The organism is Hyphobacterium sp. (assembly GCF_043584775.1).
GTDB lineage: Bacteria > Pseudomonadota > Alphaproteobacteria > Caulobacterales > Maricaulaceae > Hyphobacterium.
In genome coordinates, this window is the sequence record NZ_CP121327.1 from 89,925 (window position 1) to 112,419 (window position 22,495).

General features: G+C 61.0%; 25 protein-coding genes. 18 read left to right on the forward strand and 7 right to left on the reverse strand.

Features of this window, described 5'->3' with window-relative positions; translation table 11 throughout:
- Positions 1-44 precede the first annotated feature (44 nt).
- The 3 genes from P0D52_RS00500 (at position 45) to P0D52_RS00510 (ending at position 3,649) form a co-directional block, all read left to right on the forward strand.
- A complete protein-coding gene (locus P0D52_RS00500; protein WP_394693498.1) occupies positions 45-920 on the forward strand; it encodes a hypothetical protein in 876 nt (291 codons plus the stop codon).
- 14 nt (positions 921-934) lie between these two features.
- Positions 935-1,819, forward strand: coding sequence for an SDR family oxidoreductase (locus tag P0D52_RS00505; protein ID WP_394693499.1), 885 nt, complete (start codon positions 935-937; stop codon positions 1,817-1,819).
- A 72-nt stretch (positions 1,820-1,891) separates the two neighbouring features.
- Entirely contained in the window at positions 1,892-3,649 is a 1,758-nt protein-coding gene (locus P0D52_RS00510) for a DUF885 domain-containing protein (protein ID WP_394693500.1), read from the forward strand.
- Between the two features lie 8 nt (positions 3,650-3,657).
- Here P0D52_RS00510 and P0D52_RS00515 read toward each other — a convergent pair whose 3' ends face one another.
- Positions 3,658-4,311 carry a hypothetical protein gene (locus P0D52_RS00515; protein WP_394693501.1) on the reverse strand — a complete coding sequence of 218 codons (654 nt, stop codon included), beginning with the start codon at positions 4,309-4,311 and terminating at the stop codon, positions 3,658-3,660.
- 59 nt (positions 4,312-4,370) lie between these two features.
- On the opposite strand from P0D52_RS00515, the gene P0D52_RS00520 reads away from it, so the two are divergent.
- Complete coding sequence (locus P0D52_RS00520; RefSeq protein ID WP_394693502.1) at positions 4,371-5,225, forward strand: SDR family oxidoreductase; 855 nt, start codon at positions 4,371-4,373, stop codon at positions 5,223-5,225.
- Here the strand turns inward: P0D52_RS00520 and P0D52_RS00525 are convergent.
- Positions 5,207-5,983: an alpha/beta hydrolase gene (locus P0D52_RS00525; protein ID WP_394693503.1), complete on the reverse strand. Its 777-nt coding sequence runs from the start codon at positions 5,981-5,983 to the stop codon at positions 5,207-5,209. The two genes, P0D52_RS00520 and P0D52_RS00525, sit on opposite strands and share 19 nt — an antisense overlap.
- 88 nt (positions 5,984-6,071) lie before the next feature.
- On the opposite strand from P0D52_RS00525, the gene P0D52_RS00530 reads away from it, so the two are divergent.
- The 6 genes from P0D52_RS00530 (at position 6,072) to P0D52_RS00555 (ending at position 11,980) form a co-directional block, all read left to right on the forward strand.
- Complete coding sequence (locus P0D52_RS00530) at positions 6,072-7,202, forward strand: glycosyltransferase family 4 protein (RefSeq protein ID WP_394693504.1); 1,131 nt, start codon at positions 6,072-6,074, stop codon at positions 7,200-7,202.
- Between the two features lie 4 nt (positions 7,203-7,206).
- On the forward strand, positions 7,207-8,184 hold the full coding sequence (locus tag P0D52_RS00535) for a glycosyltransferase family 9 protein (protein ID WP_394693505.1): 978 nt from the start codon (positions 7,207-7,209) through the stop codon (positions 8,182-8,184).
- Between the two features lie 125 nt (positions 8,185-8,309).
- Positions 8,310-8,849, forward strand: coding sequence for a translation initiation factor IF-3 (gene infC / locus P0D52_RS00540; protein WP_394694805.1), 540 nt, complete (start codon positions 8,310-8,312; stop codon positions 8,847-8,849).
- Between the two features lie 214 nt (positions 8,850-9,063).
- Positions 9,064-9,546 (forward strand): peptidase S1, encoded by a 483-nt coding sequence (locus P0D52_RS00545; protein ID WP_394693506.1) that lies wholly within the window; start codon positions 9,064-9,066, stop codon positions 9,544-9,546.
- A 39-nt stretch (positions 9,547-9,585) separates the two neighbouring features.
- Complete coding sequence (locus P0D52_RS00550) at positions 9,586-11,409, forward strand: hypothetical protein (RefSeq protein WP_394693507.1); 1,824 nt, start codon at positions 9,586-9,588, stop codon at positions 11,407-11,409.
- Between the two features lie 139 nt (positions 11,410-11,548).
- Positions 11,549-11,980: a MerC domain-containing protein gene (locus tag P0D52_RS00555; protein WP_394693508.1), complete on the forward strand. Its 432-nt coding sequence runs from the start codon at positions 11,549-11,551 to the stop codon at positions 11,978-11,980.
- Here P0D52_RS00555 and P0D52_RS00560 read toward each other — a convergent pair.
- Positions 11,977-12,864, reverse strand: a complete 888-nt coding sequence (locus P0D52_RS00560) for a PepSY domain-containing protein (protein WP_394693509.1) — start codon at positions 12,862-12,864, stop codon at positions 11,977-11,979. The genes P0D52_RS00555 and P0D52_RS00560 overlap by 4 nt on opposite strands.
- A gap of 33 nt (positions 12,865-12,897) precedes the next feature.
- On the opposite strand from P0D52_RS00560, the gene rpmI reads away from it, so the two are divergent.
- The 8 genes from rpmI to P0D52_RS00600 all read left to right on the forward strand — a co-directional run bounded on the left by rpmI (position 12,898) and on the right by P0D52_RS00600 (position 18,987).
- On the forward strand, positions 12,898-13,101 hold the full coding sequence (gene rpmI / locus P0D52_RS00565; protein WP_394693510.1) for a 50S ribosomal protein L35: 204 nt from the start codon (positions 12,898-12,900) through the stop codon (positions 13,099-13,101).
- Positions 13,102-13,136: 35 nt separating this feature from the next.
- Positions 13,137-13,493 carry a 50S ribosomal protein L20 gene (gene rplT, locus P0D52_RS00570; RefSeq protein WP_394693511.1) on the forward strand — a complete coding sequence of 119 codons (357 nt, stop codon included), beginning with the start codon at positions 13,137-13,139 and terminating at the stop codon, positions 13,491-13,493.
- 6 nt (positions 13,494-13,499) lie between these two features.
- Positions 13,500-13,685: a DUF1272 domain-containing protein gene (locus P0D52_RS00575; RefSeq protein WP_187165862.1), complete on the forward strand. Its 186-nt coding sequence runs from the start codon at positions 13,500-13,502 to the stop codon at positions 13,683-13,685.
- 70 nt (positions 13,686-13,755) lie between these two features.
- Positions 13,756-14,838 carry a phenylalanine--tRNA ligase subunit alpha gene (pheS, locus tag P0D52_RS00580; RefSeq protein ID WP_394693512.1) on the forward strand — a complete coding sequence of 361 codons (1,083 nt, stop codon included), beginning with the start codon at positions 13,756-13,758 and terminating at the stop codon, positions 14,836-14,838.
- 59 nt (positions 14,839-14,897) lie between these two features.
- Entirely contained in the window at positions 14,898-15,347 is a 450-nt protein-coding gene (locus P0D52_RS00585; protein WP_394693513.1) for a hypothetical protein, read from the forward strand.
- A complete protein-coding gene (locus P0D52_RS00590; protein WP_394693514.1) occupies positions 15,340-15,975 on the forward strand; it encodes a hypothetical protein in 636 nt (211 codons plus the stop codon). Before P0D52_RS00585 ends, P0D52_RS00590 begins: the two co-directional genes overlap by 8 nt.
- The gene (pheT, locus tag P0D52_RS00595; RefSeq protein WP_394693515.1) at positions 15,972-18,371 is read left to right on the forward strand and encodes a phenylalanine--tRNA ligase subunit beta; all 2,400 of its coding nucleotides are present in this window, start codon (positions 15,972-15,974) and stop codon (positions 18,369-18,371) included. The genes P0D52_RS00590 and pheT overlap by 4 nt, the downstream gene beginning before the upstream one ends.
- A 1-nt stretch (position 18,372) precedes the next feature.
- On the forward strand, positions 18,373-18,987 hold the full coding sequence (locus P0D52_RS00600; protein ID WP_394693516.1) for a nucleotidyltransferase family protein: 615 nt from the start codon (positions 18,373-18,375) through the stop codon (positions 18,985-18,987).
- 168 nt (positions 18,988-19,155) lie between these two features.
- Here P0D52_RS00600 and P0D52_RS00605 read toward each other — a convergent pair whose 3' ends face one another.
- The 4 genes from P0D52_RS00605 to P0D52_RS00620 form a co-directional block, all read right to left on the reverse strand.
- A complete protein-coding gene (locus tag P0D52_RS00605; RefSeq protein ID WP_394693517.1) occupies positions 19,156-20,571 on the reverse strand; it encodes a DEAD/DEAH box helicase in 1,416 nt (471 codons plus the stop codon).
- A gap of 262 nt (positions 20,572-20,833) precedes the next feature.
- Positions 20,834-21,349: a GNAT family N-acetyltransferase gene (locus P0D52_RS00610; RefSeq protein WP_394693518.1), complete on the reverse strand. Its 516-nt coding sequence runs from the start codon at positions 21,347-21,349 to the stop codon at positions 20,834-20,836.
- Between the two features lie 9 nt (positions 21,350-21,358).
- Complete coding sequence (locus tag P0D52_RS00615; protein ID WP_394693519.1) at positions 21,359-21,955, reverse strand: DUF1134 domain-containing protein; 597 nt, start codon at positions 21,953-21,955, stop codon at positions 21,359-21,361.
- 96 nt (positions 21,956-22,051) lie between these two features.
- Complete coding sequence (locus P0D52_RS00620) at positions 22,052-22,483, reverse strand: BLUF domain-containing protein (RefSeq protein ID WP_394693520.1); 432 nt, start codon at positions 22,481-22,483, stop codon at positions 22,052-22,054.
- Between the last annotated feature and the right edge of the window lie 12 nt (positions 22,484-22,495).

The window sequence follows — 22,495 nt, forward strand, 5'->3', positions numbered from 1 at the left end:
GCGGGGCGGCGTCAAAGAGGATTGCGGAGATGTGGCAGGGATTAATGATCGCCGTTCTGCAAAGCGCGGCACCCGACGGCCTTGTGGTGGAAGGCGCGGTGTTGACCGAGTATATGGTAGAATTGATCGCGGGCGACAATGCGTTGCGGCTGGACGTAACGGTCTCAAACCTGACCGACGAAACACGGTGTATTCAGCAAGTTTCACTCGATCCGTCGCGTTGGTCGGTGGTCAATCTAGATTCCGAGTCCCAGCCGGTTCAGGGCCTGTCAACGGTTCGGTACGATAACCGCGCCGCGATCTTGCTGCCGGCGGGCGCAAGCCGACTCATAAAAATCGAATTGTATCGCGTGCATTCCATTGACGTGAATGGGCGCTACGCTGTCTCCGGATGGCTGAATTATGCGCCATGCGGCCAAGACAATTCCGCGCATCCTCGCCGGGTAGCCGAAAACGCGCCCATTCGCTCCACGCGTGTTAGTTACATCACACCATCCGAAACCGCACCGGCGGCTCTTTCATACGGCTTGCTCGAATTCGTGAACTCAAGTTTCGATGGGAATGATCTGTTCGTCACTTTACGAAACGTTGGAGATGAGCCAGCGTGCATACCCTATCATGAGCTGGAAGCTAACTACGTTCAGGTTTTTGACGTACAGACTGGACGAAGGGCCGAGAGTCGAGGTCATGCTCATCAGTCGCGATCGATGATGCACAGGATTGTTCCGGGCGAGACGAAAGATATCCGTTTTCAAATCAGCCACCTATTTGAACTGGATTCCATGTTTGGATACCGGCTCGGTGGATCATTCGAATATGCGCAGTGTAACGCATTTCAAATGAATGATTTGGGCTTTGCTATCCCGATAGATGGACAGGCGTCTGTGCTGACCTACACTTATGATCCCACGACCGATTAATTGGAGCCCACGCCATGACCACCCTCACCAAACCCGCCGCTGTTGTGACCGGCGCTTCGACCGGGATCGGTCATGCGACGACGCAGGTGCTGATCGAGAACGGCTTTCATGTCTTTGCCGGGGTGCGCAAGGATGAGGATGCCGCGCGTCTGAGCCAGGAGTTTGGCGACAGCGTGAGCCCTCTGAAAATGGAAGTGACGGATTCCGCTTCCATGAATGCGGCCGGGGAAAAGGTGCGCGAGGCGCTGGGCGGCAAGACCTTGCAGGGTCTGGTCTGCAATGCCGGTGTCGCCGTGACGGGGCCGATCTTGCACATTCCGGTCGAGGAATTTGAAAACCAGCTGAACATCAATGTGCTGGGCGTGGTGCGCACCGTGCAGGCCTTCGGGCCGCTGCTGGGCGCGGACCAGTCCCTCACCGGCAAGCCGGGCCGGGTGGTGACGATGTCGTCTGTCGCCGGGAAAATGGGTATGCCCTTTGTCGGTCCCTATGCGGCGTCCAAGCACGCGCTGGAAGGCCTGTCGAAATCCCTGCGCAAGGAATTGGCGCTTTATGGTATCGGCGTTCACATCATCGGGCCGGGCGCGGTCGCAACCCCGATCTGGGACAAGGCGGATGATACCAGCGAGCTCGATAAATACCGCCACACCGATTACATCAAATCCATGGAGCGGGTGTTTAACTGGATGCTGGATCGCGGCCCGAAAGGCCTGCCGCCGCGCCAGATCGGCGAGCGTGTGCATTTCTGCCTGACGGCGCCGAAGCCGAAGAACCGTTATGCGGAAGTGCCGCAGCGGTTTGAAAACTGGACCATGCCGCGCCTCCTGCCGGAAGAATTCGTCGACAAGCAGGTCATCAAGCGCCTGGCCCTGCGTCCGGAAGACCTGAAGCGCGACTAAGGCCCTGACCCACAGGGCTGACATCTGAAGAATCTGGTCTAGTCTCTCCGGCGAACACTCGGGGAGAGAGACATGCTGCGCGCGCTTCTGATTTCAGGCCTTTTGTTTTCGGCACCTGTTCTGGCCGATGATGCCGAGGATTTCCAATCGCTGATTGATGATTTCGAGGCGTTTGAAAACCGCGATGATCCGGAAGAAAACCCGGACGCTGCCGGGCGCTGGGGTGATCTTTCGCCAGAGCGGTTTGCCGAGGACCGGGCGGCGGATGAAGCCTTCCTCGAACGCCTCGAAGCGATAGACGAGAACAATCTGCCGGCGGACGAGATCGTCAATTTCGCGACGCTGGACTATCTCCTGCGCTTCCGCGTTGAGCTGGCGCAATATGACATGCAGCGCGCGCCCTTCTCCAATGATAGCGGCTTCTTCTCGACACCGCTCTATACGGCATCCTCCACCCGTCCGCGGAATGTCGAGGCGGCGGAGAACTGGATTGCCCGGCTGGAAGACTTGCCCCGCTATCTGGATGAAAACATCTACTGGATGCGGGAAGGCATAGAGGCCGGCTACACCCAGCCTGCCAATATCATCGGCGGGGTCCGTGACCAGATCGCGGCCATTGCGGCGATGAGCGTTGAAGAAACGGGGATGGTGGCACCGATCGACGCCTTGCCCGCCAGCGTGCCGGAGGCCGAGCGGGCGCGTCTGCGCGCCGAAGCCGAGGCCGCGGTGACCGATCATGTCCTGCCGGCCTATCAGGCATTGCTGGACTTCATGGACAATGAATATGTGCCGGCAGCGCGGGAAGAACTGGGCATTTCCTCGGTGCCGAATGGCCGTGCGCAATACCAGGCACTGGTGCGCTATCACACCACGCTGGATACCTCGCCCGAGGAAGTCCATCAGCGCGGCCTCGCCGAAGTCGCGCGGATCCGCGCCGAGATGGAAGCCATCATTGAAGAGGTGGAATTCGAGGGCACATTCGCCGAATTCCTCAACTTCATGCGCACCGATCCGCAATTCTATGCGGAGAGCGAAGAAGAGCTGATGATGTATGCGTCATGGCTGGCCAAGCGGGCCGATGATGCCATGCCGCGTTTCTTTGGCCGCCTGCCGCGCCTGTCCTATGGCGTACGTCCGGTGCCGGCCTCCATGGCGCCGACCTACACGACGGGCCGCTACTGGCCGGGGTCGCTGGAGAATGGGGTGGCCGGTGGATATATGGTCAATACGTATGACCTGTCCCAGCGTCCTCTCTATAATCTGCCGGCCCTGACCGTGCACGAGGCCGTGCCGGGCCACCACCACCAGATCGCGCTCGCACAGGAGCTGGAAGATGTGCCGGAGTTCCGCCGCAACACCTATATCACCGCATTTGGTGAAGGCTGGGGCCTCTATACCGAGTTTCTGGCCGAAGAAATGGGCATGTATTCTACGCCCTATGACCAGTTCGGCCGTCTGACCTACGAGATGTGGCGCGCCTGCCGCCTCGTGGTGGATACCGGCATTCACTATATGGGCTGGACCCGCGAACAGGCCGAAGCCTGCTTCCTCGAAAACTCGGCCCTGGCCCCGCACAATATCCGCACGGAAGTCTCGCGCTATATCTCATGGCCGGGACAGGCGCTGGCCTACAAGACCGGCGAATTGCTGATGCGGGATCTGCGCACGCGCGCCGAGACCCGGCTGGGACAGCATTTCGACATTCGCGATTTCCATGACGAGTTGCTGCGTGAAGGCGCGGTACCGCTCGGCTATCTGGAAGACCGCACCATGGCGTGGATTGAAGCTACGCTGGAAGAGGTCGAGGAAGCCGGAATGATGGAAGAGTAGTCTGCGGACTAGCCCCCCGTCCGGCGCGCCTCGTTGATGTGGCCCCGGATGAGGAGGACAGAGACCGTCTCTTCATCCGTTGTGGTCAGAGACAAGGCGCGCTGCATGTCGGCTTCGGCCGCATCAAGGTCGCCGAGCTCCAGACGCGCCTGAGCACGGATGCGCCAGGCCTCGAAATTTTGAGGCTCATGGGAAATGGCCTGTGCGGCATCGGCCTCGACCGCTGCCCATTCACCCATTTCAGCGGCGGCACGGGCGCGGCCCAGCCAGAGCGGAGCTGATTGCGGGGAGAATTCGACGGCGCGGGAATAGACGCGGCGGGCTTCTTCGGGATGACCGCTGGACATCCAGGCTTCACCGGCCTCGGCCAGATAGAGGACTTTCATCGCTGCGGGCCCCCCATCGGGGGCTTCGGCCAGCGCCTGCAGGCGGAATGCGCCTTCGGCTTCTTCGCCCAGAGCGATCAGGGCGCGGGCGACGCAATGGCGGGCGGGCCAGCCGCCGCCTTCAAACCGCCAGGCGAGCGCTTCCTCATAGGCGGCGTCCGGATTGGCCTCGATACCGTTGAGACAGGCTTCATAGCGGTCATGATCGCGCGCCTGCGCAAATGCCATAGAGGTAAAGGCCACGCTCGCCGCAGCTGCAAAAAGAAGACGCTTCATGTCGATAAGCTCCCGTATGCCCACTGGACCCAGCATAGGCGGGGGGTAGATTGGCGTCCATGACACACACCCGCTCAGCCTTGCTATTGGGTTTCGGCTATGTCGCAAAAGCCACGGCTCCTCATCTTCGGGCGGCCGGCTTTCAGCTGACCGGGACCAGCCGATCCATTGAAAAGTCACGTGAAATGCGCGCGCTGGGCGTCGCGCCCCTGATTGATCCGGCCACCGGGGATCTGCGCGAGGCAATGGCTGGCGCGTCGCATATTCTGGTGTCCGTACCGCCCGGCGAGACAGGAGACCCCGTGCTGGAAGCGCTGGGCGGTGATGTCGATCTCTCCGGTCTCGACTGGCTCGGATATCTGTCGACCACGGGTATTTACGGCGATGCAGACGGCGGCTGGGTGAGCGAAGCGACACCGCCCGCGCCGGTTGAAGCGCGCTCCGTCCGGCGGCTGGAGGCGGAACGGGCCTGGCAGGCCCTGTCGGATAAAACCCGGATTTTCCGCCTGGCCGGAATTTACGGGCCGGGCCGTTCGGCACTGGAGAAGGTGCAGGCCGGCACGGCGCGGCGCATCGTCAAGCCGGGGCAGGTCTTCTCTCGTATTCATGTCGACGATATCGCAGCGGCCCTGATGGCCTCCATTGCCCGTCCCGAGGCTGCCGGGCCGTTCAATCTGGCGGATGAAATGCCTGCGCCTCAGGCCGATGTCACAGCTTTTGCGGCGGAATTGCTGGGTGTCGATCCGCCGCCGGTCGAGGATTTCGATACGGCGGAGATGAGCGCGATGATGCGCAGCTTTTTCTCGTCCTCGCGGCGCGTCTCCAGCGAAGCGACGCGCGCGGCGCTGGGCTGGACCTTGCAATATCCGACCTATCGCGATGGCCTGCAGGCGATTTATGCGGCCTCGATCTGAGCGGCGAGGGCTTCGGCAGTCGAGATCAGGCGCGCGAGCTCCGGTCCGGATGACAGGCGGTGATCGCCATTCTTGATCAGGGTGAAGACAATGTCTTCGCTGGTCAGGACATCGACGCATTTGCGCGCATGATCCCACGGCACGCTGTCATCCAGCATGCCCTGGAGAATGCGAACCGGGCCGTCAAAGGGGATGGGCTTGCCCAGCACTGACCAGTTCTTGCCATCCTCGATCAGCTTTCTCGTGACGATGAAGACCTCGTCGTCATAGGGCGAAGGCTCCTCGAACTTGCCGATCTCGAGGATTTGCTGGCGGACGTCTTCGGAAAAGGAGGGCCACATCAGGTCCGAGGTGAAATCCGGTGCCGGGGCAATCAGCAGCATTCCAGCAAGCCGTTCGGCGCGTTCCTTTGCCGTCAGCAGGCTGATCCAGCCGCCCATGGAGGAGCCGACGAGAATTTGCGGGCCTTCGGTGAGCGTATCGATGACGGCCAGCGCATCCTCGCGCCAGCGGCCTATCGTGCCCTCCTCGAAATCCCCCGAGGAAGCGCCATGCCCGTAATAATCAAATCGCAAAAGACCGCGCCCGGTGGCCCTGGCCCAGGCTTCCAGCGCCAATGCCTTCGTGCCGTCCATGTCGGACTTGAAGCCGCCAAGCCAGACCAGGCTGGCCTTGCCCGGCCGCGCGTCCTGCCGGACATAGGCGATTTTTTCGCCATCCGGGCGATCAAGAAACTGGATGTCCGGCGCATTTGTCATGGTTTAAGTCCTGTGAAACAAGATGGTGGCATCTTTCCCGCAATCCGGATGCACGGGTCAAGACCGCCAACAGGAGAGCGACGCCTCGATGAAAGTGCTGCAAGTCATTCCCGGACTGGAAACCGGCGGGGCGGAACGCACCACGATCGAGATTGCCGAGGCGCTTGTCCGAGACGGGCATGAAGCTTTGGTGGCCAGCGAAGGCGGCGCGATGGAGGCGGAGCTGGCGGCGGCCGGTGGCGAGCTGATCCGCTTGCCGCTCGCTTCGAAAAACCTCTTTACCCTGCTGGACAATGCGGCGCGTCTGAAGGCGCTGATCAAGGCAAGGGATATCGATATCGTCCATGCGCGCTCGCGTGCCCCGGCCTGGTCCGCCCTGCGGGCTGTGAAACAGACGAATGCGAAATTCGTCACGACCTATCACGGCACCTATAATGCCCAATCCGCCCTGAAACGGTTCTACAACTCGGTCATGGCGCGCGGTGACCGGGTTATCGCCAACTCCGAATTCATTTGCGACTACATTGTCGCCGAGCATGGGCTCGCCATCGAGGCCATCACAGTCATTCCGCGCGGTGTCGATGTCGACCGTTTCGAAATGACAGACGCGGTCAAGCAACGCGGGCGGGACCTTGCCGCCGAATGGGCCCTGCCCGAGCGGCGCTTCATTGCCGTCCTGCCCGCCCGGCTCACACGCTGGAAAGGCCAGTTGGTCGCCATCGAGGCATTGGGCCGTTTGAAAGCCGAAGGTCAGGACGTTCCGGTCCTTGTTCTGGTCGGCGGGGACCAGGGCCGAACCGCCTATCGTGAAGAGATCGAATGGCTGATCGGCCGTCATGGCCTGGAAAAAAATGTCTGGCTGGTGGGGCATTGCGATGACATGCCGGCTGCCTTGGCCCTCGCCGATATTGCGCTCAACCCGTCCACCGATCCGGAAGCCTTCGGGCGGACGGCTGCTGAAGCCAGCGCGGCGGGCCTGCCGGTGATCGTCGCCGATCATGGCGGCGCGCGGGAAGTTGTGGAAGAGGGTGTGACCGGATGGCGAACGCCGCCCGGCGATGCCGGAGCGCTGGCAAAAACATTGCAAGTCGCGATGGAGCTTGATATCGCCGCGCGTCAGGCCATGGGGCGGGCCGGACGCCAACGGGTGATGGAGCGCTTTACGGTGTCCGCCTTGCAGACTTCCACCTTGCGGGTCTATCGCGAGCTTCTAGAGTGAGTGCATGAACGAAGCGGTCAAAGATATCATCTACGTCCTGTTGTGGGGCGATCTGCCGTCGACCGTGCGCGGGCTGGCCTCGTGTCAGCGAATCCGCGAAGCGCATCCGCGCGCCAAGCTGATCCTTCTGACCGCGCCTGATTATGAAGCACTGTTGAAGCATTGCCCGCATTTCAGCCAGATCGAGACCGATGCCACGGCCACGGGACCGGCCGGGAAGCTGACCTCGAAGCGGATCAAGGTGACCAAGCCCAAATACGTTTATGATCTTGTGGGCGATGGCGATGCACGGCGGATCAAGGGCGGGCTGCGCTTCTCGCGGATCAAATGGATTGATGCCGCCCCGCGGCCCATGGACGGGGTTCACCCTGTCGAAGCGGCGGCTGCAGCGCTGGGTCGTTCAGGGCTGGGACGGGAGGATTACCGTCTGGGTGAAGCGCCGGCGCCGGATGTATCCTGGGTGGATTATCTGGCCCGCACTTCGCGCATGCTGGAACCTGAATATTTCGGCCTCAATGGTCCCTACGCCATGCTGGCACCGGCTGGCGAGGAAGTGAAAGCCAATCTGCGTTGGCCGCGGGAACGCTGGGCGGCATTGGCCGCGGCCTTGCTGGAGCAGGGCATTACACCCGCCATTGTGGGTGGGCCGTCGGCGCGCGATGTGGGGCGCTTTGTGTCCGAGAATGTTCCAAACGCGCGCGATGTGACTGGCAAGGCCAAGCTGGTCCAGCTGGCCGGGCTGGCGCGCCGGACGCGTTTTGTCTTTGGTGAGGATACCGACCTTATCCATCTTCTCGTTGCAGCGGGCCCGCCTGCGGCGGCACTTTACCCGGATGGAGAAGATCCGGCGCTCAAGGCCCCGCGCGGCGCGTCTCCCGTCGTGTTGTTGCACGCCCCGGTTCTGGCGCAGGTCACAGCCGACGAGGCCTTGCAGGCCATGCGCGTGGCGGGCGGGTTCGAGGAATCACCGCGTGCGGCTTGATTTTCTGCCCGTGACCCTCATAACACTGCACCGCTGCCTTGCAGGCGAGAGGGCTGTCTCTTGACCGTCGCCTTTTCCTGCAATTGTGGTATTTTTCGAATTCTGGCTGATAGTGGAGAAGTTACATAGCTCGCCGACCTGTTGCTGCGACGCCCCCCAAAAAAGAGGGCCCACGCATAAATCAAGATATTCGCGTTCCGCGCGTCCTGCTCATCGATGAAAACGGTGAAAAGCAGGGAATCATGCCAACCGAAGCTGCGATCGAAGCGGCCGTGGAGGCGGGGCTGGATCTCGTCGAGGTCTCGCCGAATGGTGATCCGCCGGTCTGCAAGATCCTCGATTACGGCAAGCTGAGATACGCTGAACAGAAAAAGAAGGCGGAAGCTCGCCGCAAGCAGAAGACGCAGGATATCAAAGAGATAAAAATGCGTCCGAACATTGATACGCATGATTACGAGGTCAAGACCCGGGCCATGACGCGCTTCTTTGAAGACGGCGACAAGGTCAAAGTGACTTTGCGGTTCCGCGGGCGTGAAATGGCGCACCAGGAACGCGGCATGGATGTGATGAATCGCGTCAAGGAAGACTTCGCCTCGATCGCAAAAGTCGAATTCGAGCCGAAGCTTGAAGGCCGTCAGATGACGATGGTGCTCGCTCCGCGCTAGTTCGGTAGCCTCAAAAGGCCTGAAACTCCCGTCACACGCGAATTGTGGCGGGAGTTTGCCGTTTTTCTGCCGGTGCGACGATTTTTTCGTTCAAGCGGGGTTCACCTATTACCGGGTTTTAATGCTAGTCTCTATCGCGAGAATGGAGGGGAGGACCTTTCCGTTCCGTGCCGCCCCCGATGGTCGGGGTCGGGCGAAAACAGGGGACAGTTATATGCTTCGTAAACTCACACTTTCAGCCGCTGCTTCCGCTTTGGCCATCGTTGCGATGGCCGGCGCCGCCGAGGCGCAGGATTGGCGGCTCAATCCATCCTATGGCACGGTTTCGCTGGTGTCCGGCTTCTCTCCGGATCCATATCTGGTCAGCCTGCAATCGGGCGGTTCGATCAATGCGTCGCAATCGATTGGCGGTTCCTGCCGCGGTTATATCGCGAACGCACCGGATTTCCGCCTGCAGTACAGCGCCGGCAATGTGCTTCCGCTGATCATTTCGGTCAGCTCGAACGCTGATACGACGCTGGTGATCAACGGGCCGGATGCCCGCTGGTATTGCGATGATGACAGCGGCCAGGGCCTCAACCCGTCCCTGCGCTGGAACAGCCCGCCATCGGGTCAGTATGACATTTATGTGGGCACATACGGCAATGCGTCGTATCAGAATGCGACCCTGTCGATTTCGGAACTGCGTTCCTATTAATCGACACGATTGACGATCAACGGACCGGGGAGGCCCATCATGAAATACATCCTTCCGGCTCTCGGCGTGGCGGCTCTTGCCGCCGCGTCGGTCGCCGCCCAAGACATCTCTGCACCACCCAGCTACGGCTCGATCACGCTGGATTCCGGTTATCTGCCGGATCCGCATAGCGTCCAGATCCGCGCGGGCGGCGCCGTGCCCGTCACGGTGGATGGAAACGGCGTGTGCCGTGGCAATATCGCCAGCGCGCCCGATTTCAATGTCTATTACACGGCCGGTTCGTTTGATCTCTTTTTCTCTGCCATGTCGCAGACCGATACCACGATCGTCGTCAATGACGCCCGGGGGAACTGGTATTGCGATGATGATGGCGGCGAAGGCGCGTTCAATCCGGGGGTCCGGATCGAACGGCCGGCTTCCGGCCTCTACAATGTCTGGGTCGGCACCTATTCAAGCAGCGGCGGAACGCCTCCGGCAACGCTGTTCATCTCCGAAATCGGCTTTGGTCCGCGCCCCATGGCGTCGGGCAGTGGCCTCGATTACACGCTTCCGGCCAATTATGGCGGTCAGACGCTGCAAACCGGCTTCATTCCGGATCCCGTAAATATCGAGATCGCGGCGGGCGGCAATGTCGATGTGGAAGCAACCGGCATCGACGATATGTGCTGGGGCTATGCCTCGGCCGCGCCCGATTACGAACTGACTTATGAGGCCGGCAATACATTTGACCTCTACCTGTCGGCCACGTCGGACAGCGACACGGTGATCATCGTCAACGGGCCTGATGGCCAATGGGCGTGTAATGATGATGGCTCGACCGGTCTCAATCCGGGCCTGATGTTCGAAAACCCGCAATCGGGTGTCTATGACATCTGGGTCGGGACCTATTCTTCCGGTGCCGGTACGCCGCCGGCGACCCTCCACATCTCGGAGCTGGGCTTCGGGCCGGAGGGCACCGATACGGACGATGTCTACGAGGATTATGAAGGTGCGGGTTCATCCGCCGAACTCGATTTCTCACTGCCTGCCAATTATGGTGGCCAGTCCCTGCAGTCGGGCTTCATTCCGGACCCGGTGGATATCCAGATCGCTGCTGGCGGAGACATTGATGTCTCTTCAACATCCATCGGCGATATGTGCTGGGGTTACACCACGGCGGCACCCGATTACGAGCTGACCTATCAGGCGGGCAATTCTTTTGACCTCTATCTCTCGGCTACGTCGGATCGTGACACGGTGATCATCGTCAACGGACCCGATGGCAGCTGGTGGTGTAATGATGACGGCGCCGAAGGCCTCAATCCGGGTCTGACGTTCGAAAACCCGCAATCGGGTGTCTATGACATCTGGGTCGGGACGTATTCCTCAGCTGCCGGCACACCGCCTGCCACACTCCACATTTCGGAGATCGGCTATGGCGGAACACCTGTTCCCGACGTCAACCTGCTCGATTATACGCTGAATGCGAATTATGGATCGACATCGCTGACCTCGGGATTCGTCCCGGATCCGTATAACGTCCAGATCGCCGCGGGCGGCGATGTTGATGTCCGCGAGAACGGGCCGGATGGCTGCTGGGGCTATGCAACGGCCGCGCCGGATTTCGAACTGACCTATGAAGCAAGTGATGCGTTCGACCTGTTTGTCTCGGCGACGTCAGACACCGATACCGTGTTGATCGTCAATGCGCCGGATGGAAGCTGGTGGTGTAATGATGACGGGGCTGAAGGCCTCAATCCCGGCATTGAATTCTCCAATCCGGATTCCGGTGTCTATGATATCTGGGTGGGGACGTATTCCTCTTCCGCCGGCACACCGCCGGCCACACTGCATATCTCGGAGCTGGCATTCGGCGACAACTAATTCCGATCCCAAATCTGACAGAGAAGGGCGGTTCTTCGGAGCCGCCCTTTTTTGATCCACAGTCTTTCGGCAAACAGCGCTTTGAATTTTTCCAATGTTACATTATATCATTTCCAGAATTCACAAGAGCGCCGCTTCCATGACCCACCACACAAAATCCCTGCTGGACGTTTCCGGCGCCGGGCTATCGGTGATTTGCCTCCTGCACTGCCTCGCCTTGCCGACGGCGGCGGTTGCGGCACCGGCGCTCGCACCGGAACTCGCCGAGCGCCTGTCTCTGGTGGACGGTCAGGCGCATCTTTATCTTTTCCTGATTGCCGCGCCGATCACGCTTCTGGCGTTTTTCTGGGGCGAACGGACAATGCGGGCCGGACGCTGGACGATGCTCTTTGCCGGGCTCGGCCTGGTGCTGATGCTGACGGGCGCGTCGCACATTGTGGCCCAGCCGGTTGAGTCAATTCTGACGGTTGCCGGTGTCAGCCTGCTGATCGGCGCGCACATCGCCAACTGGCGCCGTCGTCAGGCCGCCGGTCACAATCATGAACGCGAATGCGGGATGTGCGAGGACTAGCCGCGCTTCCGCCGGGCGATCATTCGTCCCAGCCATGGAAACAGCAGGACAAAGCCGAACAGGCTCATCCCCAGCGCAAACAGGCTGGCAAGGATCAATAGCGGGTGGTTGAAGTGCGACCGGTCGCCATAATCCATGATGTGCAGCATCCAGAAGAAGTCATAAAACCGCCAGACATCATTGCGCCGGGCGACGACTTCACCGGTCGCCGTGCTGACATAGATCCGCGTGCCGTTCCCGTCGGAAAAGTCGACGCGCCAGGTCGGCATGTCGCGGCGGGATTCCCAGGTGGCTTCGGCGAAGAAGGTGACGGAATCGATCTCCGGCTCTCCGGCATAGTCGGCCAGCGCGACCGCTCGGGCGGTGTCGGCATCAATCGGTGACAGGATCTCGCCGGAGACGGCATCGACAATCAGCGACGCCCCGCTCTCGCGGCCGAATTCATATACGGTCCGGCCCAGCCAGGCGCGGAGCTCGACGCTGGTCGGCGTGATATCCGCCGAGGCTGCAGCGTCTGCAGGGGACATGACGCCAGACAGATCCAGCTCTGCTGTCTGTTCGGCGATATTATGTTCGCCGCGCACCTGCTGGATGGGAATGGCACTCATCACAAGACCGCCGCCGACCCAGGCCAGCACCTGCAGGCCGATAATCAGGGCGGCCCATTTGTGCAGCGTGATCAGCCATCTCCACATTTCAATCGTCCCCAGCTTGATTTGATGGGCTATATTCCCGAACAGGGCCGCCAAGTCGAGGGCCGGAAGGGTGCAGAATCGCGCCGCATGCCTGACTTGCAATCGCGCAGCTTTTCCCATATGACGCCCGCTCTTTGAAACACCGGCCACCCGGGCCAGATCGACATGCCCGGCAGCCGACGAACGCAAGGCGGAGTCCATCCCGCCGGAAATGGAGCGAAAATGTCGAAGTTGAAGACCAAGAGCGGCGCCAAAAAGCGCTTCAAGCTTACGGCCACGGGCAAGGTGAAAGCCGGCCAGGCCGGAAAACGTCACGGCATGATCAAGCGGACGAATAAGCAAATCCGCAACAAGCGCGGCACCACCGTCATGGCGGAAGCCGACCAGAAGATCGTGAAGAAGAATTACATTCCCTACGGCCTTTAAGGCGTACTGGAATCACCCGTTACGGAGCTTGAATCATGGCACGAGTTAAACGCGGTACTGTCTCCCGCGCCCGCCACAAAAAAGTTATTTCCCAGGCCAAAGGTTATTATGGCCGCCGGAAAAATGTTTACCGCGTTGCCGTACAGGCCGTCGAAAAAGCCGGCCAGTACGCCTATCGCGACCGTCGCGCCAAGAAGCGCACCTTCCGCGCGCTGTGGATCCAGCGGATCAATGCCGGTGCCCGTCTGCACGGCACGACCTATTCGCGATTTATGGCCGGCCTCACGAAGGCGGGTATCGAAGTCGACCGCAAGGTCCTCTCCGATCTGGCCATTCGGGAACCCGAGGCCTTCAAAGCCCTGGTCGACCAGGCACAGGCCGCACTGGACTAACGTCTGATGGCCCTCGAGATGAAGCCCGCTTGCCAGACCTGCGAGCGGGCCATTCTCCCCGATGGCCCGGCCTATATCTGCAGCTTTGAATGCTCCTTCTGTGCGCCCTGCACCGAGGATGTTCACAAACATGTCTGCCCGAATTGCGGCGGCGAGCTTGTGGCCCGGCCCAAACGCATAAAGCGGTCCTGATCCCCTCGCCAATTCCGTTTCCGGGCGGTAGACCAGTGCACGTGCGCTGTGCAATGCGAGGACGAAATCCATGGCCGGACTTGGCGATATCGAAGCCCTGAAATCCGAACTCCTGAACGCGGTGAATGCTGCCGCGGACGAAGGCGCGCTGGAGGCCTTGCGCGTCGAGGCGCTGGGCAAGAAGGGCCAGATCTCGCTGATGATGCGGGGCATGGGCCAGATGAGCCCGGATGAGCGTCAGGTGATGGGCCCGGCCCTGAACGGGCTGAAAAACACGATCGGCGAAGCGATCAGCGTCAAAAAGGCGACGCTGGCCGATGCGGCCCTCGATGCGCGCCTGGCGACCGAGCGGGCCGATGTCACCCTGCCCATCCGCCCGGAACCGCGCGGCAAGCTGCATCCTGTGACCCAGGTGATGGAAGAGCTCGCCGTGATCTTTTCCGACATGGGCTTCACCGTCGCGGAAGGGCCCGATGTCGAGGATGACTGGCATAATTTCACGGCGCTGAATTTCCCCGAAGGCCACCCGGCACGGGAAATGCACGACACATTCTTCATGAAGCCCCGCGCGGACGGTTCGCAAATGGTGCTGCGCACGCACACCTCTCCGGTCCAGATCCGCACCATGATGAATACGAAACCGCCGATCCGCATCATCGCGCCGGGTCGGGTCTATCGCTGTGACTGGGACCAGACCCATACGCCGATGTTTCACCAGGTCGAGGGCCTCGTCATCGACAAGGGCGCGCATATGGGTCACCTGAAAGGCGTGCTGATGGATTTCCTCACCGCCTTCTTCGAGACCGATACGGTCGAAGCGCAATTCCGCCCACATCATTTCCCTTTCACCGAACCCTCCGCCGAGATGGACGTGAAATACTCCCGTGTTGGCGATGCCGTGAAGATCGGCGAGGGCGATAGCTGGATGGAGATTCTCGGCTGCGGCATGGTGCATCCGAATGTCATCCGCTCCTGCGGGCTCGATCCGGATGAATATCAGGGCTTTGCCTGGGGGATGGGCGTGGACCGCCTCGCCATGCTGAAATATGGCGCACCGGATCTGCGCGATTATTTCTCCAATGATACGCGCTGGCTGGCGCATTACGGCTTCTCGCCGCTCTTGCAGGCCAATCTCGCGACCGGGCTGAGCTAGTGTGGTGGTTCGGTTATGGTCGATGGACGCGCATTCCAAAAGCATTCTGGTTTGGTTGGATGTTCATCAGCTGGAGTATGTTTTTTGTAATCGGTGGCTTCGTGATCATGCCGAGATTTCTGGAGAACAATCTTTATCGTGTCGCCGTGAGAGTACTGCCGGGATGCTGGCAGCAGGACGGTCAGCATGACATGGCTATCTTCTATGGGTCCCGTGGCAGCCGAACCGGCAATGAACTCTATCTCTATCGGGCGCGAAGCGATGAAGACCGGCAGTTTCTTGAAAGGCGCGGCATTACAAGTTTTTCGCCCCGTCTTGTGCCCATGATTCCTGACCAGAAATATGCGCCCTGGACAATGTCTTTTGATGGTCGTGAGCCGATCATTATAGATCGCCTCGATGATGGCCGAATTAATGTGACGGGAAATGCGATGATGGCATCAGGCGTATGGGAGCCGTGTGATCCGCCCGTTGATCGTTCGTGGCAGGTAAGAGGGCGAAATGCTTAAGTGGTTCAAATCCAATCATCAGGCGCTGACCGCCATCGGCGCGATGGTCGTGGGTCTCGCGGCCCTCTATGTGGCGTGGGACCAAGCGCGGGTGATGCGCGCCCAGCAACATGGCGCTGTCGTGCCGGCCCTGCAGGTGGATGCCTTTACGCGAACCGTTGAGGACCAGCTCACGCTGGGCCTGCGCGTGGCGAATAATGGCGTCGGTCCGGCCTTTATCCGGAGCGTTATGCCACTGCAGGATGGTGAACCCGTCGATCGTATTGATGCCATGTTCAGCGCCATGCCCGAAGGACAGGTCGACCGGTCGTGGGTGACGCTGACCGGCCGCGTGATCGCGCCGGGCGAGCTGGTCACGCCGATCTCGGCTGCCTGGCCCTCTGATAGTGTCGATACGGACCACATTTCTGCGCTGTTCGCGGAATGGGAACGCTGGGATGTCGAGGTCTGCTACTGCTCGGTCTTTGACCGCTGCTGGGTCGCCACCGTTCAGGTGCAGGACCGGAGACTTGTCAGTGCATGTCCCGATCCCGGGATCGATGTCTTCGAACGTTATGGTTCGGAAGCCTTCATTCCGCCAACGCCCCTTGAAGACGACACACAAGAAACGGCAGGAGCCGACCAATGAAGTTCACCCTCTCCTGGCTGAAAGAACATCTGGAAACCGATGCCTCCGTCGACGCGATCGTCGAGGCCATGACCATGGCCGGTCTGGAAGTCGAGCATGTCGACAATCCGGCAGAAGCCCTGTCGGCCTTTACAGTGGCGCACGTCACCCATGCGGAAAAGCATCCCGACGCCGACAAACTGAAAGTCTGCACGGTCGAGACGTTTGAAGGCATCAAGCAGATCGTCTGCGGCGCGCCCAATGCGCATGCCGGGATGAAGGCGATCTATGCCCCGCTCGGCACCTATATTCCCGGCGCGGATTTCGCGCTGGATAAAAAACCCCGCAAGATTCGCGGCATTGAGTCTTACGGCATGTTGTGTTCGGCCAAGGAGCTGAATGCCGGTGAGGATCATGACGGCATTATCGACCTGAAGGGCGAGTGGAAGGTCGGTGACCCCGCTGCCGAAGCGCTGGGCGCGAATGATCCGGTGATCGATTTTGAAGTCACGCCGAACCGCCCGGACTGGCTGGGCGTGGACGGGATTGCCCGCGATCTTGCCGCTGCCGGGCTGGGCAGGTTGAAAACGCCAGCGCCGAAATCCATCAAGGGTGCCTTCCCGTGCCCGATCGAGATCCGGCTGGACTATCCGGAAGCCTGCCCGGTCTTTGCCGGACGCTTTGTACGCGGCGTAAAGAATGGCCCGTCGCCGGACTGGCTGAAGCGCAAGCTGGAAGCGATCGGTCTGCGCTCGATCAATATCCTCGCTGACATCACCAATCTGGTGTCCTATGACCGTTGCCGGCCGCTGCACGTCTATGACGCCGACAAGATCGGTCCGACCATTATTGCGCGCCGGGGCAAGGGAGAGGCGGATACATTCGAGGCGCTGGACGGCAAGACCTATACGCCGACGGCCGAGCAATGCGTCATTGCCGATGAAGAAAACTGCCTCGGTTTTGGCGGGATCATGGGCGGGGAGGAGTCCGGCGTGTCGGATGACACCCACAATGTCTTTATCGAGTGCGCCTGGTTTGAACCGGAAATTACCCGCGCTACGGGCCGCGCGACCGGCATTGAATCCGATGCGCGCTATCGCTTCGAGCGCGGGGTGGATACCGCGTCGCTGGAGCCTGGCATTGATCTCGCCACCCAGCTCGTCGTTGAGCTGTGCGGTGGGGAAGTCTCGGAAGTGACGATTGCCGGTGAAGCACCCTCTGCGCCCGCGCCCATCGCGTTTCCGGTGTCGGAAGTCAAACGCCTGACCGGTCTGGATTTGCCGGGCGGTATTGTCGCGAATATGCTTCGAGACCTCGGTTTCGGCGTTGCCGGTACCGGCGATACGCTGCATGTGGAAGTGCCGACTTTCCGGCGGGATTGCACGATGAAAGCCGACCTCGTTGAAGAGGTGGCCCGCATTCACGGCTATAACCGCATCGAGGCGGTCTCCCTGCCGAAGCTGCCGGGACGGCGCGAACCCACTGCCACGACCGGGCAGAACCGGGCGCGGCATGCGCGCCGGGCTCTGGCGGTGCGCGGCTATAATGAGGCCGTCACCTGGTCCTTCTGCCACCGCGACCAGGCCGCCCTGTTTGGTGGTCATGGCGAGGGGCTGGAGCTGGCCAATCCGATCAGTTCAGAGCTGGATGTGATGCGGCCGACCGCGCTCATTCACCTGCTGACCGCCTTGCAGGAAAATGCCGACAAGGGTGTTGATGATCCCCGCCTGTTTGAGGCCGGGCCGATCTATCTGACCGATCAACCCGATGGACAGCGCATGGCGGTTTCCGGCGTGCGCTTTGTCGCCGCTGGCCGGCACTGGGCCGGGACGCGCGAAGCCGATCTGTTTGATGCCAAGGCCGATGCCATGGCGGCGCTGGACGCCGCCGGCGCGCCGGTCGACTCGCTGCAGGTCGTGGCGGAAGCACGTGACTGGTGGCATCCGGGGCGGTCAGGTGTGATGCGTCTGGGACCGAAGAATGTGCTGGCCGAGTTTGGCGAAATTCATCCGCGGGTTTTGAAAGCCCTCGGCATTGATGGCCGCGTCATCGGATTTGAAATCATTCTCGATGGTATTCCCGATCCGAAGAAGAAGGCCGCCACCAAGGCCCGTCCGGCGCTGGACCGCGCCGAGCTGACGCCGGTCAAGCGTGACTTTGCCTTCCTCGTCGACGCATCGGTGGCCGCCGATGCGCTGATCCGGGCTGCCAAGGGCGCGGACAAGGCGATGATCGCCGACGTGTCCGTGTTTGACGTCTATGCCGGAAAGGGTGTGCCCGAAGGGCAGGTCTCGCTGGCCATCGAGGCGGTCATCCAGCCGCGCGAAAAAACTCTCACGGACAAGGAAATCGATGCGGTGGCGGCGAAGATTGTCGCCTCGGTGGAAAAAGCCACGGGCGCCAGTCTCAGAGGGTAGAATGGATCAGGACCCGCGCAGACTGGCGAATGCCCCGGAAGCCGAGCAAAGGGAATTCGTCATCGCTTCGGTCCTGTCCAATCCAACAGCGAAGGCAGTTCTGGCAATCGCGCATCAGCTGGATTTGCCCGACTGGGCGCTGATGGCCGGAGCGGTCTATCAGGCCGTGTGGAACCGGCTGACCGGACGGCCAGCGGATCATGGCGTAAATGATTATGATCTTGCCTATTGCGATCCGGAAGATCTGAGCGAAGCCGGGGAGGCGGCGGTCATTGCCCGCGCCGCTGAAGCCTTTGCTGGAGTCGATGCCGAGGTTGAAGTGTGCAATCAGGCACGGGTTCCGCTCTGGTTCGGCGTGAAATACGGGGTTGAACGCCAACCCATCCATTGCACCGAAGATGCGGTAAAAGAGTTCGCGTCGGTCACGCACTCGGTCGCTATCCGGCTGGACGCAGATGGCCAGCCGGAACTGATCGCGCCTTACGGGCTGGGTGAATTGTTCTCGCTGGTCGTGAAGCCCGTGCCGGACATTTCCACGCCGGAATTGTGGAATGCCAAGATCGCCCGCCAGAAACAGCTCTGGCCGGAGATCGAGTTTGTTCCGGCGGTGGAGTAGCTTGCGGCTACCCTCTCACCCTCGAATACCGGCTTCACTGACCTTCTTCGTCATCCCGGACGGGCTTCGGCCCGATCCGGGACCCATGCCGGAATAGTGACGCAACGGAAGGGTTTCCGGGTGCGCGCCTGGGCGCGCCCCGGAATGACGATCAAATTGTTCCCGTGATCAGGCCGAACGGCGGTTCGGACCGCCCGAGTGAGGGCGCCGCGACTGGGCCGGCTTTCCGCCGCCCTGAGCCGGTTTGAACTTGCTCTTCCCGAAACGGTTCGGTGCAGCATTGTCATTGCCCGGCTTGTCGGACCGCTTTTGACCGGCCGGCTTGGCAGAGCGATTTTCGCCCTGACCGTCCGGACGGGGTCCGCGATTGCGGTTGCGTCCGCCACGCGGACGCGATTTCTTCACCGGTGCCGGACCGCGCGCTTCTTCGGTGAAGGGCTTTGAGGGGTGTTGTTCAACACCGTCCTCATTGGTTACGGCGAGGCGATAGCCGATCAGGCGTTCGATATCCTTCAGGAGCGGCTTTTCCTCGTCATCACAGAAGGCGACGGCGATACCGGTATTGCCGGCCCGTGCGGTCCGCCCGATGCGGTGGACATAGGATTCCGGCACGTTCGGCAGTTCGAAGTTCACAACGTGCGAGACGCCGTCGATATCAATGCCGCGCGCGGCAATATCGGTGGCCACCAGAATATTGACCTTGCCCTTCTTGAAGGCATCGAGGGCGCGCTGGCGCTGGTTCTGGCTCTTGTTGCCGTGAATCGCGTCGGCGGCGAGATTGGCTTTCACCAGACGCTGGGCAACACGGTCTGCGCCGCGCTTGGTGCGCGTGAAGACAATTCCGCTGGTCATTTCCGGAACGCTGAGTACGCGGACAAGACGTTCGAGTTTCTGGGACCGATCCAGGAATTGAACCGTCTGGGTGATCTGTTCGATCGGACGGGCGACCGGCGCGACCGAAATCTGGACCGGATTGGTCAGGAAGTCATGCGCCAGGGCCCGGATCGGCTTGGGCATTGTGGCGGACAGAAGGGCCGTCTGACGGTTTGACGGTGTGGCTGCCAGAATGCGGCGAATGGCCGGCATGAAGCCGAGATCCATCATCTGGTCGGCTTCGTCGAGAATGACGGTTTTCAGGCTGCCGAGATTGATGGCACCGGTTTGCATATGGTCCAGCAAACGGCCAGGTGTGGCGATAAGCACATCCACGCCGGGGCGCATGGCGCGGATTTGTCCGCCGGGCTTCACACCGCCCATGACGACGGCCACATTCGGACGCATATTGCGGCCATAGGTCTTGACGGATTCCGCGATCTGCAGGGCAAGTTCGCGCGTCGGTGCGAGGATCAGGGCGATGCAGGACTTGCCTTGCGCGCGGCCCTTCGATTTCGCAATCGCGTCGAGAATCGGCAGGGTGAAGCCGGCGGTCTTGCCGGTGCCGGTCTGGGCGGTGCCCAGAAGGTCGCGGCCGGCCATCAAAGCCGGAATGGCTTCGGCCTGGATCGGGGTGGGGGTGGTATAGCCTTCCGACTGGAGGGCTTTGAGAATCGGTTCGGCAAGGCCGAAATCGGTAAACTGGGTCAAAATTCAACTTTCACAGACACACCGCGCCGGAACGGCCAGGGCCGGTCCCGCGCATTGCGGTTTTTCAAAATAGGGAGCTTGCGTAGACCAGCCGCCTGATGGCCCCTCATCAAATGTGAGGGTGGGGCTTACGGCGATCCGTCAACATGAGGGATGGCTCGGCCTATGGCGTACCGCCTGACCGGAAGACCGGACATCTACGCGCGGCACGAAGACGGGCGCTCTGTCACACGGATTTGCGGCAATAGCAAACGAATTCGTGTCAAAGGCCGAAGGCCGGGTGGTAATGAATGACGCCCGCACCCGCTGGCAGCGGCCGCGGAAGCCGGATCTGGAAAGCTTGCTGCATCTCTGGAATGGAGCCGTCATCGGCGGCCCATCGCCAGCCGCGCTCGATGGCCGGCGTAAAGCCGAAACGGGCATAGTAATCCGGGGCGCCGAGCACGCAGAAGAAGGCGACCGGATAGGGCGCAAAATGCTCCAGCCCCGCTTCGATCAGGGCGGCACCAATGCCTTTGGATTGCTGAGCGGGTGTCACGGCGACCGGGCCAAGGCCGAGCCCTCGCAAAATGTCTCCGGAGGCCAGTTCACAACTGGCCGGGGAGAACATCACCGTGCCGATGATATCGCCATGATGATCGGCGACGAGTTCGAGACTGTCGGCGTCATCGCTGCGCAAGCGCTCGACGATACGGCTCTCGTCCGGCTGGTCGAAGGCGGTATCCAGCACCGCCTTTATGCCAAAGTAATCGGCGCGATCAGCGGTGCGGATCTGCATGAAGTCAGCCTAGAAGGGCAGCCAGTTGCGGCGGCGGGAATAGGCCAGATAGCCGACATTGGCACCGGCGCGCAGGCCGACACCAGAGCGGATCGGCGCGAGCGTGATGCCATCTGCGCGCTGATAATTCACGCCCATGCCGCCCACAAAATAGGCCGATCCTTCCACGCCCGGAAAGCGGCGGAAGATGCGGTCCGGATCATCCATGCGGTAGACCAGAACGAAGACGCGGCTGGCATTGCCGCCTGTGTCAAAACCGATGGAGGGGCCCTGCCAGTAGACATGTTCCTGACGGCCATCGCGCATGGTCAGATAACCTTCGCCATAGCGCAGGCCGACGCCCACAGCTCCGGCGACTTCCTCACCGGCGACATAGCCGACGGGGCGGCCGAGATCGGAGAAGACCCGTTCCACCACGGCGGCGGCGGCCTCTGCGGTGACGCCGAAGAAATCGGACACGGCATCGACGACTTCTTCCTGGGAATAACCGTCAACGTCCTCGGAATAGCGGCTGGGCTGGCCGTAATCGGTCTCATCCTGGGCGGCAGCCGGCAGGCTGAGCCCGAAGGCCGCGATCAATGCAAAACCAAACTGGCGTATGGACATGGCGATCTGTCTCCTGACAATCAGCGCGAATTCGGTTTCGAATCTGCACATCAATTCAGGCAAGACAATGACGATCCGGTTAGGGTGTCGTTAATATCAGGCGGCGCGCGCTACGCTGAGGAAGCTGGTGAACAGCATCCGCACGGCGGGATCGACCTTTGAAGGCAGGGCGGCCTGAAGCGATCCATTGGTCAGTGGAAACCAGCCTTTCCCCTCGGGCAGGCGATCCCCGGGGGCAAAGGCATAGCCCATCGACCAGCCTGGAAATTGCCGCTGGACGCCGGTTTCCGAGACAATCCGGACGACATCGCTGTGGCGATCATCGGCAATGATGGCATTGAAAACCGCCTCAACATCCGGGGTCGGTCCTTCCAGCAATTGCATGAAATTCAAGCCGTCAAACAGCAGGAGTCCCGAGACATTCCGTTCTGCATTCTTCGTCCGCGCGGTTTCCAGAATGGCCTCGACCATGCCGTCCGCGACCGGTTGGCGCGCGCGGGAAATATATACCAGTCGTGATACGGTCACCCGCTCCCCCAT